General features: G+C 52.1%; 12 protein-coding genes. 8 read left to right on the plus strand and 4 right to left on the minus strand.

What is annotated here, in order from left to right:
- Nucleotides 1-422 precede the first annotated feature (422 nt).
- Nucleotides 423-962: a type IV toxin-antitoxin system AbiEi family antitoxin gene (gene abiEi, locus RS889_RS03960; RefSeq protein ID WP_021017652.1), complete on the plus strand. Its 540-nt coding sequence runs from the start codon at nt 423-425 to the stop codon at nt 960-962.
- Entirely contained in the window at nt 952-1,875 is a 924-nt protein-coding gene (locus tag RS889_RS03965; protein ID WP_315709405.1) for a nucleotidyl transferase AbiEii/AbiGii toxin family protein, read from the plus strand. The genes abiEi and RS889_RS03965 overlap by 11 nt, the downstream gene beginning before the upstream one ends.
- Nucleotides 1,876-2,282: 407 nt before the next feature.
- Here RS889_RS03965 and RS889_RS03970 read toward each other — a convergent pair whose 3' ends face one another.
- Complete coding sequence (locus tag RS889_RS03970; RefSeq protein WP_315709406.1) at nt 2,283-3,005, minus strand: UTRA domain-containing protein; 723 nt, start codon at nt 3,003-3,005, stop codon at nt 2,283-2,285.
- A 205-nt stretch (nt 3,006-3,210) separates the two neighbouring features.
- Between RS889_RS03970 and RS889_RS03975 the strand changes: the two genes are divergently transcribed.
- Genes RS889_RS03975 through RS889_RS03995 form a run of 5 tightly spaced genes read left to right on the plus strand, consistent with a single transcriptional unit; the run spans nt 3,211 to nt 7,775 of the window.
- A complete protein-coding gene (locus RS889_RS03975) occupies nt 3,211-4,269 on the plus strand; it encodes an ABC transporter substrate-binding protein (RefSeq protein WP_290183225.1) in 1,059 nt (352 codons plus the stop codon).
- Nucleotides 4,270-4,310: 41 nt separating this feature from the next.
- Nucleotides 4,311-5,135, plus strand: a complete 825-nt coding sequence (locus RS889_RS03980) for an alkaline phosphatase family protein (protein ID WP_021017648.1) — start codon at nt 4,311-4,313, stop codon at nt 5,133-5,135.
- Complete coding sequence (locus RS889_RS03985; protein WP_021017647.1) at nt 5,132-5,974, plus strand: ABC transporter permease; 843 nt, start codon at nt 5,132-5,134, stop codon at nt 5,972-5,974. Before RS889_RS03980 ends, RS889_RS03985 begins: the two co-directional genes overlap by 4 nt.
- Before the next feature lie 20 nt (nt 5,975-5,994).
- Nucleotides 5,995-6,780: an ABC transporter permease gene (locus RS889_RS03990; protein WP_315709408.1), complete on the plus strand. Its 786-nt coding sequence runs from the start codon at nt 5,995-5,997 to the stop codon at nt 6,778-6,780.
- Nucleotides 6,781-6,782: 2 nt separating this feature from the next.
- Entirely contained in the window at nt 6,783-7,775 is a 993-nt protein-coding gene (locus RS889_RS03995) for an ABC transporter ATP-binding protein (protein WP_315709409.1), read from the plus strand.
- Between the two features lie 27 nt (nt 7,776-7,802).
- On the opposite strand, the gene RS889_RS04000 is transcribed toward RS889_RS03995, so the two are convergent.
- The gene (locus RS889_RS04000; protein WP_021017644.1) at nt 7,803-8,732 is read right to left on the minus strand and encodes a LysR family transcriptional regulator; all 930 of its coding nucleotides are present in this window, start codon (nt 8,730-8,732) and stop codon (nt 7,803-7,805) included.
- A 134-nt stretch (nt 8,733-8,866) separates the two neighbouring features.
- On the opposite strand from RS889_RS04000, the gene lysA reads away from it, so the two are divergent.
- Nucleotides 8,867-10,132: a diaminopimelate decarboxylase gene (gene lysA, locus RS889_RS04005; RefSeq protein ID WP_315709410.1), complete on the plus strand. Its 1,266-nt coding sequence runs from the start codon at nt 8,867-8,869 to the stop codon at nt 10,130-10,132.
- A gap of 136 nt (nt 10,133-10,268) precedes the next feature.
- Here lysA and RS889_RS04010 read toward each other — a convergent pair whose 3' ends face one another.
- Nucleotides 10,269-11,660 (minus strand): FAD-binding oxidoreductase, encoded by a 1,392-nt coding sequence (locus RS889_RS04010; protein WP_315709412.1) that lies wholly within the window; start codon nt 11,658-11,660, stop codon nt 10,269-10,271.
- 41 nt (nt 11,661-11,701) lie between these two features.
- Complete coding sequence (locus RS889_RS04015) at nt 11,702-12,517, minus strand: ABC transporter permease (RefSeq protein ID WP_021017641.1); 816 nt, start codon at nt 12,515-12,517, stop codon at nt 11,702-11,704.
- Between the last annotated feature and the right edge of the window lie 4 nt (nt 12,518-12,521).

Below are 12,521 nucleotides of genomic sequence, written 5' to 3' on the forward strand. Positions count from 1 at the left end.
TTAATGATTTTTGGGATTGATATATCAATACAGTGACCGATAGCTGCTCTGTCTGGTTTACCGCGTTTTATCGGGCTGATTTCGGCATCATGCACCATACGGTTGATCGTCGGGGTTATCCCTGATCATCTCGTGGACTGCCCCCACATCAGTAGACAGATCCTGTCCTCACGATGAGGCCCGTTCAAAAGCCTCGGGACTGACCCCGCCAAGGAGGCTGTGTCCGCTCGGTAAGACGCTCAGATAAAAACATTGCATCAACTAAGCTAAGCAAGCCTACAAAGCAGTCCGCGAATTTCGCGGGCTTTTAAGTTATCAATAAACCACTTAATACATGTAATAACTGTCTACTTAATAGGTTGAACATCTACAAGTGGACACTTATACTATGAGTAAGTGTATTTCACGCACAGATAGAAACTATGCAACAGACCACAGCAATCCAGCGTTTAAGTGAGCTAGACCAGCAAGGGCGCTATGTATTTAGCCAGCGCGATCTGGAGAAAATCTTTTCTGAAGATAGCAAACGAACCTTGCATGCCGGGCTTGAGCGTTTGGTACGACAGAACATTCTGGAAAGGGCTGCCCGTGGCGTCTACCTCTTCGCTTTGTCACATCATAAAAAAGGTCCAGACACTCTGGAACTGATTGCTAAAACCCTACGGCGTGGTGAATACAATTACGTGAGCTTGGAATCTGCGCTCTCCAGTTATGGCGTGATTTCGCAAATCCCGATGGACAGGCTGACCGTGATGACCACAGGGCGCAAAGGTGAATACAAAACTCACTATGGCACCATTGAATTCACGCATACCAAGCGGCCGGTCAGTGAAATTATTCAGAGTTTCATCTCCATCAACCGGCCACTGCGGATGGCCACAAAGCAAGCGGCCTGGCGCGACCAAAAACGGGTTGGCCGGAATACTCATCTGGTCCAAAAGGAAATGCTGAATGAAGATTGACCCGGCTGATTTTAATGCACTGGTGGCAAAGGCAATGCAGCAGGCTGAAGTTGCCGCCATGCGACCCGTGATTGAAAAAGAGTTACTGCACTACGATATTTTGTATTGCCTTGACCAGGCAGGTTTGCTGAATGAGTTGGTGTTTCAAGGCGGAACCTCGTTACGGCTTTGTCATGGCGGCAACCGCTTCAGCGAAGATCTGGATTTTGCCGGTGGTGTCGATTTTTCTTCTGCCAGGCTGGCAGAGATGAAAACCTGTATCGAAGACTACATTGGCAAGCGTTATGGCCTGGAAGTCACGGTGAAAGAGCCTGCATCGCTGAAAGAAGAAAAAGAGTACGCCGAACTTCGGATTGATAAATGGCGAATTAATATCACCACCGCTCCCGGCCAGAAGGATATGCCGAGGCAAAAAATTAAGCTTGAAGTGGCGAATGTGCCCGCTTACACCAGAGAAGCTTTGCCCCTTCGGAACAACTATGACTTTTTACCTGATGGTTACGAAGACACTCTGGTGTTTACCGAAACACTGGACGAAGTGATGGCGGATAAGCTGATTTCACTGCCTGCGACTCAACGTTACATTCGGCATCGTGATTTATGGGATTTGGTCTGGCTGCAGCAGCAGAACGCCAAGCTTAAGCCTGAGCTCATCCGTTTGAAACTGGCTGACTACAAAATTCCTGACTACCAACAACTGCTGGAAAGCCGGATTGCTTCGCTGGATAAAATTGTGGCAAGTGCAGCATTTCATAATGAGATGAAACGTTTTCTACCAACCAATGTGTATGACCGGACTTTGGGACAGGACAAATTTAAGTCCTTTATGCTGGGCACTTTGAAAAAAATGCTGACGGAGTTACATACACAGCTTTTCAACAGTTCAACCCCAGAACCTGAATTCAAACTTTAAGCTGCAGTGAATAGATAAAAACAGAACAAAAAACAGACAAAAACGACAAAAATTTAAGACACCTGCCCCATATCTGCCCCATGACAAGCTCAACCCTTGCCAAATAAGGGCTGCAGCCAAGATCTCACCAATCCAGCATCGGCGCGACGCTGAAGCAGCCTCGCCAAAATGACGGCGACACAACGGTGGATTCCGAGGTCTGCTGGGGCGCTGATGTGGTTGATGGCTTACTCATAAACGATGCTGACTCACTGCCGGAGAGAGAGAAATAAGGGACGTAATATAACGTGATTTGATGATTTTTGGGATTGATATATCAATACTGTGACCGATAGCTGCTCGGTCTGGTTTACCGCGTTTTATCGGGCTGATTTTGGCATCACGCGCCATACGGTTGGTCGTCGGGATTATTCCTGATTATCTCGTTCGGCTTCAACATCAATATACAACGCATCGTAGCGCCAGTATTCGCAGTCACAATCAATGATTCTGTCGTATTGATCGCGGTTGATACGGGTAATAAACAAGGACGGGCTGCCGGGGGCCATTTTCAGTATCGGCGCGGCGATGGTGGGTAGTGGTGTGGGGAGCATGATAAAACGTACCCGACCATAGCGAATGCCGTAGTGAGACCAGTAATAATTGGTTAGGGATTGTGTCAGATCGGCTTGTAGTAAATCGGGGAAATAGGCCGGATTGAGGTAGTGTTCCACGTATAACACGGCACGTCCGTTGATACGCCGCAATCGTCTGATGCGGTAGATTTCCGTCCCTTCCTGTATCTCCAGATGCTGGCTGATTGACGCGCTGGCGGCGACAAGATTGGCATCCAGCACTTCCGTTTCTGCGACCCGCCCTTGTTTTTCCGCCATCTCATGGAAATGACTTTTGTGCAGCGGGTTATAGCTCAGGCGTGGTGGTGAGAGAAACCAGCCACGCCGGAGTTCACGGTAGACGATGCCCTGTGATTCCATCATGGTCAGCGCCTCACGCAATGTAATTCGCGTGGTGGAAAATTGTTCACTCAATGTACGTTCCGAGGGCAGTCGGGCCGTAGTAAATTCTCCCTGGCGAATACGTTCAGTCAGAGCATCACAAATCTGAGTGACAGCAGTGGATTGCATTTTCATCGCGGTAAAGCCTTAACGTAGTGCGACCTGCACCATAGCAGGGATTATCGGGAAATCAAATCTACCGAATCTTTAATGTTCATCGTGATGAAATATAACCGTCGCACAACTGTCATGTAATTTTCACACTATTGTGGTGAATTGGCGTGGTTATTGCTGGACTAGACCAGAGTACGTCAACCCTCCCATTATCTGGAGCATCATGATGAGAAAATTATTGTCTTCCGTACTAATCAGTACGGCGTTGCTTTCCTCGTATTCTGCCATGGCGGCGGATAATTTGTCTGCGCTGGAAAAAGCGGCCCGAGCGGAAGGACAGGTTAACAGCGTCGGTATGCCGGACAGCTGGGCCAATTGGAAAGAGACTTGGAATGATTTATCGACCAAATACGGGTTGAAACACAGTGATACCGATATGTCTTCCGCAGAAGAGATCGCCAAGTTTATCGCGGAGAAAAACAATGCCAGTGCAGACATCGGCGACGTTGGCGTAGCGTTTGGGCCGATAGCGGTACAGAAGGGCATCACTCAACCGTATAAACCCAGCACCTGGAGTCAGATACCGGCCTGGGCCAAGGATAAAGACGGAAACTGGGCCGTGGCCTACACCGGTTCTATCGCTTTCATCATCGACAAACAGCAGGTGAAGAATATTCCACACAGCTGGGCCGATCTGTTGAAAGGCAAATACACGGTCAACATTGGTGATGTAGGGGCAGCTTCCCAAGCGGCGAACGGCGTTCTGGCGGCCAATTATGCGCTGGGTGGTAATGAATCCAACCTCAAGCCAGCACTGGCTTTCTTTGCCAAACTGGCCAAAGAAGGACGTCTGGGTTTAGCCAATCCGGGGCTTGCCAATATCGAAAAAGGGGAAGTGCAGGTTGGCGTGATATGGGACTTTAATGCGCTGAACTACCGCGACAAGATTGATAAAAGCCGTTTTGAAGTGCTGATCCCGTCTGATGGTTCGGTTATTTCCGGTTATACCACGATTATCAACAAATATGCCAAACACCCGAATGCCGCCAAACTGACCCGTGAATATATCTTCTCTGATGCTGGTCAAATCAATCTGGCCCGTGGTTATGCTCGCCCGATTCGTGCCAAGTACATAACGTTGCCTGAAGATGTGAAAGCCAAATTGTTGCCGGATGCGGAATACAAGAATGTACATCCAGTGATGAATGCTGCCGCATGGGAGAAGAGCGTCAAAGCGTTGCCGCGTCAGTGGCAGGAAAATGTCATCATCAATATGAAACAGTAAGTCCGTAAATAGCGTAGTAAGTCGTAAAACGGAGCAAGTGGATGAGAACGATTCTGGTGGTGCTGGACGGACTGGCTTTTCAAGTGGCACGCGACGCCATGGGGTATATGCAGGCCGAGTGTGCGGCGGGGCGCGGTCAGTTGTATCAGCTTGAATGTGAGCTACCGTCGCTGTCCCGTCCGTTGTATGAATGCATCATGACGGGCAGGACGCCCGTCGAGAGCGGCATTGTACACAACGGGATTTCCCGGTTAACCCACGGGCGCAGTATTTTCCATTATGCCCGGGATGCCGGATTAACCACGGCGGCGGCGGCCTATCATTGGGTCAGCGAACTGTATAATCGCGCGCCGTTTGACGCTGTGCGCGACCGTCATACAGAAGATCTATCGCTGCCGATACAGTACGGCCACTTTTACCATGACGACAGCTATCCAGATTCGCATCTGTTTGAGGATGCAGAAAGTCTACTGCGCCGTTATCAGCCGGATTTTCTGCTGATCCATCCGATGAATATTGACGATGCCGGTCATCGGCATGGGTTGTCATCGCCGCAGTACCGTAACAAGGCACGAATGGCCGATGGTTATCTATCGCACTGGATGCCACGTTGGTTGGCGGAAGGGTATCAGGTACTGGTGACGTCGGATCATGGTATGAATGACGATCACAGCCATGGTGGTAGGTTGCCACAGGAGTGTGAAGTGCCGTTGTATGTGTTCGGCAGTGGATTTTCGTTGCGAGCCGATGCCGCGCCACAACAGACTGAATTATGCGGCGTAGTGTGCCAACTGCTGGGTGTGCCGCATGACAAACCCTGGTGCCGGGAGCTTCTCAGCATCAGTACGGAGAGGGTGATGGTGTGAAAAAAAGCTGGCTGAGTGGGTTGATCCTGTTGCCTTTTTTTGTCGTATTTGCCGCCTTTCAGATAGCGCCGCTGGTATGGATCACTATTAACAGTTTTTACAGCGACGTGAATGAAGCCTGGGGGCTGGCAAATTACGTTGATATTTTAACGTCGCCGTTTTATCTACAGGCGATCCGTTTTTCGCTCGAAATTTCCTTTTGGTCGAGTGTCTATGGTCTGATCATCGCGCTGATTGGCGGTTACTCGTTGCGCCAGCTCGGTGCTGGTAGATTGCACCGGTTTGTAATGTCATTTGCCAATATGACCAGTAACTTTTCCGGTGTTCCGCTGGCGTTTGCCTTTGTGATTATGCTGGGGCTGAACGGTTTTCTGTCACTGTTGTTGAAACAATATGGTTTGCTGGGTGGGTTCAACCTTTATTCGCGCAGTGGCCTGATTATGATTTACACCTACTTTCAGATCCCGCTTGGTGTATTGCTGTTGTATCCGGCGTTTGATGGCCTGAAAAGCGAGTGGCAGGAATCCGCAGCGCTGTTAGGGGCCAGCAGAGGGCGTTACTGGCTGCATATCGGTATACCGGTGCTGACGCCGGCCTTACTTGGTACTTTTGTGATTCTGTTTGCTAACGCCTTAGGCGCCTATGCCACCATTTATGCGCTGACCAGCGGCAACTTTAACGTGGTGCCGATCCGTATTGCCGCGCTGGTATCCGGCGACATCTCACTCGATCCTAATATGGGCAGTGCACTTTCCATATTACTGGTGGCACTGATGACCCTTATTACTGTGATTCACCAATGGCTGCTGCGACGGAGTTATACCCATGTCGCCAAGTAATGGTTTTTCCGGAGGCAACCATGTTCTGTTCTGAAAAACGTTATCACCAGCTGATGGTGTGGCTGCTACTGTTAATACTGATGTTACCGCTGCTGGCAACGTTGAGTTATGCATTGGCGACCGAGTGGGGGGCGAGTATTTTGCCGCAGGGCCTGACCCTGAAATGGTTCATTGCGCTGTGGAGTGATCCGCGTTTTCTGGCGGCACTCGGTCATTCATTACTGATTTGCTTCGGTTCGCTGCTGTTTTCGCTGGTGTTGGTGCTGCCAACGATGTTCGTCATTGCTTATGCCTTTCCGCAGTTGAATGCTTTGATGAATGTGTTAATTCTGTTGCCATTTGCCGTGCCCCCGGTGGTTTCCTCTGTCGGGTTATTGCAACTGTACGCCACCGAACCGTTGGCAATCACCGGTACGCCATGGATCCTTATCGGTTGTTATTTCACTATTGCCCTGCCGTTTATCTACCGGACCATTGCCAATAATATGCAGGCGATTAACCTACAAGAGTTACTGGATGCCGCGCATTTACTCGGTGCCAGTACCTGGCAGGCGGCGCTGTTGGTGGTATTGCCCAATCTGCGTAAAGGCGTGGTGATTGCCGTGCTGCTGTCTTTCTCATTTCTGATCGGAGAGTTTGTTCTCGCCAATATGCTGGTGGGAACCAACTATGAGACGTTGCAGGTCTATCTCTACAATAAGCGTGACGATAACGCGCACTTTACCAGCGCGTTGGTGATCTCCTATTTTCTGGTGGTGCTACTGATCACCTGGTTGGCCAATTATCTGAACAAAGAGAAAAGCTGAAGATGGCATACCTTGATGTAAAAAATCTTAATAAACACTATGGTCAGGTACAAGTTTTCCATGAGATCAACTTTTCTGCCGATGAGGGGGAATTTGTCACTCTGCTGGGACCGAGTGGATGTGGCAAATCGACTTTATTGCGCTGTCTGGCGGGGTTGACCCCGGTGGATAGCGGACAGATTCTGTTGCAGGGGCAGGATATTGTGCCGCTGACTCCGCAGCGGCGGGGGATCGGCATGGTCTTTCAAAACTATGCGCTATTTCCGAATATGACGGTGGCCGGCAATGTGGCTTTCGGCCTGAAAATGCAAAAGCTCGCGGCGGAAGAGATCCGCGAGCGCGTAGCGGAAGTTTTGGCGCTGGTGGAACTCAGTGATTACGCTACTCGTTATCCGCATCAATTGTCGGGCGGACAATCGCAGCGTGTGGCGCTGGCCCGTTCACTGGTGACGCGTCCGCGTCTGCTGCTGCTGGATGAGCCTTTATCGGCGCTGGATGCCCGTATCCGTCGCCATCTGCGTGAACAGATTCGTCGCATTCAACAAGAGCTGAATCTGACCGCCATCTTCGTCACTCACGATCAGGAAGAAGCGCTGACCATGTCAGACCGTATCGTGTTGATCAATAAAGGTGAAATTGTGCAGCATGGTAATGCCGAAACCCTGTACACCCAGCCGGCCAACCTGTTTGCCGCCGGTTTTATCGGTAGCTACAACCTGCTGAGTGCCGAACAGGCAATGACGCTGACCGGGCAAACCTTCAGCCATCAGGTGGCGTTGCGCCCGGAATCCATTTATCCCTGCCCCCCCGGGCAGGGGCTGGCCGGGGATATCATTGGTCATAGCCTGTTGGGTAATGTGATCCGCTATCGTGTGCGGGTAAAAGGGATTGAACTGCTGGTGGATGTGCTGAATCGCTCGGTTGACGATCTGTATCCGGATGGCAGCCGAATCGGTTTACAGATCGATACCGCGGTACTGCGGGAAGTTGCCTAGCTTTTATTGGCACATAGCGTCGACGCGCTATGCGCCGATAACCTGTTGCAAGCGTGCCGGGAACGCCTGTGCCACATCGTGTAACTGGGTAATAAAACGATCCACCAGTGCCGACGCCGGACGATGGTTCGGGCGTATCAGGCTCACGGTAAATGGGACATCAATGCTGAATGGTCGTACGACGACATCGGCTGATGCGGTGGCGTAATCCACCGCGGTTAGCGGATTGACGATCGACACACCAATGCCCGCCCGCACCATCGAACAGACAGATGCCGCGCTGTGGGTTTCCAGCACCAGCCTGCGTGCGATGCCTGCCTCCTGAAACAGTTTATCCAGCAACTGACGATAGCTATCGGTGCTGGATAGACTGATAAACGGTTGGTTATTGAAATCATCCGGTGTCAGTACGGTTTTCCCTGCCAGCGGATGGCGCGCCGGCAGTACGCAGACTTCATTCAACTGCATCAGCGTTTGCCGCTCGGTTCCGGCGGGAGTAACTGTATTTTCCGTCAACCCCAGGTCATGTCGCTGGGCTGAAAGCCACTCCTCCAGCAACGGGGACTCCTGTGGAATGATGTGCAGATTCAGCATCGGGTAGCAGGCGAGTAATGGCTGACAAACGTCGGGTAACAGTGATTGTGAAAACACCGGCAGACAGGCCACCGATAAGTGCGCCTGTTGAAAGCGGCGGATATCCTGTGCGGCACTGACGATACGCTCCAGCCCGTAATAGGATCGCTGTACTTCTTCAAATAACTGCAATCCCTGTGCGGTAGGGTGCAGGCGACCGCGTACCCGCTCAAACAGTTGCATCTGTATCAGTCGCTCAAAACGTGCCAGTTCCCGGCTGACCGTCGGTTGCGAGGTATTCAGCAACGTGGCGGCTTCTGTCAGGTTGCCGGTGGTCATTACCGCATGAAAAATTTCGATATGCCGCAGGGAAATGTCAGCCATAAACCCGTCTCGATGGATAGCGTCAACCTATATCATAGATGAATAGATTCTGCGTAAAAGGATATTTGTTTACCTTCCGGGGACTCTTCACAATATTCCGCATTCCATCGTTTATTTTTTAGGTAACAGAAATCATGCCACACGATCTCAACGACACTACCCAGGCGCTGAATGCGCAAAGCCTGCGTACATTACCGGCCCGCTTTGGCTGCCCGGTCTGGGCCTATGATGCGCAAACCATCATCGACCGTATCGGACAATTACGTCAGTTCGATACTATCCGTTTCGCACAGAAAGCCTGTTCCAACACCCATATTCTGCGTCTGATGCGTCAACAGGGCGTTAAAGTGGATTCTGTTTCACTGGGGGAAATCGAGCGTGCGCTGGTGGCAGGGTTTATGCCGGGCACCGACGCCCATGAAATCGTGTTTACCGCCGACCTGCTGGATAGCCCGACGTTACAGCGCGTCGCCGAACTGAACATTCCAGTCAATGCCGGATCAGTGGATATGCTGAGCCAGCTTGGCCGCGTGTCGCCGGGGCATCCGGTATGGCTGCGGGTCAATCCCGGCTTTGGTCACGGGCACAGCCAGAAAACCAATACGGGTGGTGAAAACAGCAAGCATGGTATCTGGCATGCCGATTTACCGCTGGCGCTGGCGGAAATTGAACGTTACTCGCTCCGGCTGGTTGGTATTCATATGCATATCGGTTCCGGTGTGGATTATGGGCATCTGGAGCAGGTCTGTGATGCCATGGTGCGTCAGGTGATCGATTTTGGGCAAGATCTTGATGCCATTTCCGCCGGCGGCGGTTTGTCTATCCCGTATCGTTACGGTGAAGAGGCCATTGATACCCGGCATTATTTTGGGTTGTGGCATCAGGCGCGGGAGAAGATTGCCACGCATCTGGGGCACCCGGTTACGCTGGAAATCGAACCGGGTCGTTTTCTGGTGGCGGAGTCTGGTGTGCTGGTTGCTGAAGTCCGGGCGGTAAAATCGATGGGGAGCCGCCATTTTGTGTTGGTAGATGCCGGCTTTAATGACCTGATGCGCCCGTCGATGTACGGTAGCTATCACCATATTACGTTGTTGCCCGGGGATGGACGTGATATCAGCGATAGCACGACATGGCGGGATAGCGTGGTCGCCGGCCCGTTGTGTGAGTCCGGCGACGTGTTTACCCAACAAGCGGGCGGTGGTGTGGAAACTATTGCTTTACCGGCGGCGCAGGTGGGCGATTATCTGGTCTTCCATGATACCGGTGCCTACGGTGCGTCAATGTCCTCCAATTACAACAGCCGTCCACTGTTGCCGGAAGTGTTGTTTGAAAACGGTGAGCCACGGCTGATCCGTCGTCGCCAGACGTTGGAGGAACTCCTGGCGCTGGAGCAACTTTAGGTAAGTGATTTGAATGCTGTTTGCAGCGGCCCCATAGGGATGAGGCTCAGAAACAGGCTTCAGCCAACGCCGCTGCATCTTGAAAGATGCAGCGTATCCCGGTGCTATGCACTCTTTCTGTCTGCGCGGTGTCACATTATGGGCGTGGCTGCTCCTCCGGTAACAGCGAGTCTCGCATTTCCCAGCCACGCAGTTTGCCAGGATTGAGTAACCCATCAGGATCAAAAGCCTTTTTAATCGCGACAACCTCCGGTCGAATAATGCCTTGCTTGCCGTCTTCAACCTGTAATACGTGCGGGTTATTAATTTTTACCCCGTGGTCGCGGAATATCTGCATTATCTCATTCAGGCGAATTTCGCTGGAATAACGGATTAACGGCAGGCCGCTACAGGTGATGTTACCGTCGTTGTCACGCAGGAATTCGATATGCGATATAACTTCATCGCCAAATAAATGCGCCATCTCGACAATTTGCTGCATATAACCCGCGGGTGCAAAGGCGGTTTGTAAATAGGTGAAGGTAGGGTCGACTTTCAGCGCGTGCAGTGTGGTGTGGTTCCAACAGTACTCCATCAGCGACGAGTGGGTCGCACGCGCGTTATCTGCCGACTGACGCACGGCATTCTGCCCGGCATACTGCGCTAACAACCCATCACACAGCGGTTCACTCTCCTGCGCCATGATACTGATTACCGCATGCTGCCCAGCCTGGTAATGGCGGCGTAAATGGGTAAAGCAGGCGGGGATCGGTGCGGCAAACAGCGCCAGCTCGCGTTTGACCAATCCCGGCGAGCGAGCCAGTGCATCGGCGTAATTCAGCGCCGCGGTGAAGTCGTCGAACATGTCCAACCGTTCAATCCAGTTGTGGATGGGCGCCAGCGCTAGCTCAATCTCAAGAATAATGCCGTTAGTGCCATAGGTGTGGTGCAACAGCAGTGCCTGCGGTGCCGGGATCGTCAGTACGCGTGGTTCAGCTTCCATGGTCATGACCTTTATGCTCAGCACATTGCCAGGCGCGGCCAGCGGGCCGTAATTAATGGAGCCGATACCGCCAAAGCCGCCGCAGTAAAGCCCGCCGAGGCTGGCCAGCCGATAGGTGGATGGCATACAGCGTAGTTCCCAGCCCGCGGGGCGGCTCAAGGCTTCGATATCCGCCAAACGAATGCCGGCCTGGGCGCGCACCACGCCGTCACCAAATGAGCACACCTGATTAAATAAGGTCATGTCCACCATAATGCCGCCTTCTAACGGCACCAACTGACCATAGTTACCGGTACCGCCGCCACGCAGCATCAACGGCAGTTGCTGCTGCACACAAGCAGCAACCAGCAGGCGCAGTTCTTCTTCATTACGCGGGCGTACCACGGCATCCGCTTGTTTGTCTTCCAGTTGTTGTTTTAGCACTGGACTGAACCAGTGGAAATCGCGCGACAAGCGTTTGACCTTTGCTGTCGCCCGTGTCCACTCCAGCGTGGGTAACGCCTGGTGGATCAGGGTGACGGCGATCTGGCGTTGTTCATAATCCATATCATCAGTACCTATAATAAGTCGGTTGGTCACTCAGACGGCTAATTGGACTGCACCACTTCGCTTTCATGCCAGGCGCTGAGTGCGCGACGTGATATCCAGGACATCACCCCAAACAGCATGATGCCCGCCAGCGAGATCAACAGTAAGGCCGCGAACATCAGCGGAATATTCAACTGATAGCCAGCCTGCAAGATTTGATAGGCCAGACCGGTGTCGCTGCCGCCGGTACCGGCGACGAATTCCGCCACCACTGCGCCGATTAGCGACAGGCCGCTGGAAATACGCAGCGCGCCGAAGAAGTAGGGGAGTGCCGAGGGGATACGTAGACGCAGTAGGATCTGTAATCGGCTGGCATGATTTAGTTTGAAATAGCTCAATAGACCGGGCGAGACGCTGCGCAGTCCCTGAGTGGTGTTGGAAATGATGGGAAACACCGCCATCAGCGTAGAGCACACCACCAACGATAGCGTGGTGTCTTTCACCCAAATAATAATCAATGGCGCGATGGCGACGATCGGCGTCACCTGTAGGAACACAATGTAAGGGAATAGCGCGGTTTCAATAAAGCGGCTTTGCACCAGCAGAAATGCCACGCTGGCACCAATCAGAATCGACAATGCGAACGAAATCAGGGTGATTTTCAGGGTGAACAGCAGTGACAGCATCAGTGATGCCAGATTGTTCCACAGACTTTGCACCATCACCAGTGGCGACGGCACCAGAAACGTCGGGATGTTGAACCAACTGACCCAACCTTGCCACAGAAAAACCACCAGTATGGCGACCAGTAGCGGGTAAAGCACCTGGCGGAAACGTTGATTGTTCATCAGCGGAGAAAATTTTCGCGTTTTCATGTTA

It is taken from the genome of Brenneria uluponensis (assembly GCF_032395385.1).
Lineage (GTDB): Bacteria > Pseudomonadota > Gammaproteobacteria > Enterobacterales > Enterobacteriaceae > Prodigiosinella > Prodigiosinella aquatilis.

Excerpts from the sequence above, each read along its gene's own strand:
- RS889_RS03965 (WP_315709405.1), top strand. The coding sequence starts at position 952 with ATGAAGATTGACCCGGCTGATTTTAATGCACTGGTGGCAAAGGCAATG.
- RS889_RS03995 (WP_315709409.1), top strand. The coding sequence starts at position 6,783 with ATGGCATACCTTGATGTAAAAAATCTTAATAAACACTATGGTCAGGTA.
- RS889_RS03980 (WP_021017648.1), top strand. The coding sequence starts at position 4,311 with ATGAGAACGATTCTGGTGGTGCTGGACGGACTGGCTTTTCAAGTGGCA.
- RS889_RS04010 (WP_315709412.1), bottom strand. The coding sequence starts at position 11,660 with ATGGATTATGAACAACGCCAGATCGCCGTCACCCTGATCCACCAGGCG.
- RS889_RS04015 (WP_021017641.1), bottom strand. The coding sequence starts at position 12,517 with ATGAAAACGCGAAAATTTTCTCCGCTGATGAACAATCAACGTTTCCGC.
- lysA (WP_315709410.1), top strand. The coding sequence starts at position 8,867 with ATGCCACACGATCTCAACGACACTACCCAGGCGCTGAATGCGCAAAGC.
- RS889_RS04000 (WP_021017644.1), bottom strand. The coding sequence starts at position 8,732 with ATGGCTGACATTTCCCTGCGGCATATCGAAATTTTTCATGCGGTAATG.
- RS889_RS03970 (WP_315709406.1), bottom strand. The coding sequence starts at position 3,005 with ATGAAAATGCAATCCACTGCTGTCACTCAGATTTGTGATGCTCTGACT.
- RS889_RS03990 (WP_315709408.1), top strand. The coding sequence starts at position 5,995 with ATGTTCTGTTCTGAAAAACGTTATCACCAGCTGATGGTGTGGCTGCTA.
- abiEi (WP_021017652.1), top strand. The coding sequence starts at position 423 with ATGCAACAGACCACAGCAATCCAGCGTTTAAGTGAGCTAGACCAGCAA.
- RS889_RS03975 (WP_290183225.1), top strand. The coding sequence starts at position 3,211 with ATGAGAAAATTATTGTCTTCCGTACTAATCAGTACGGCGTTGCTTTCC.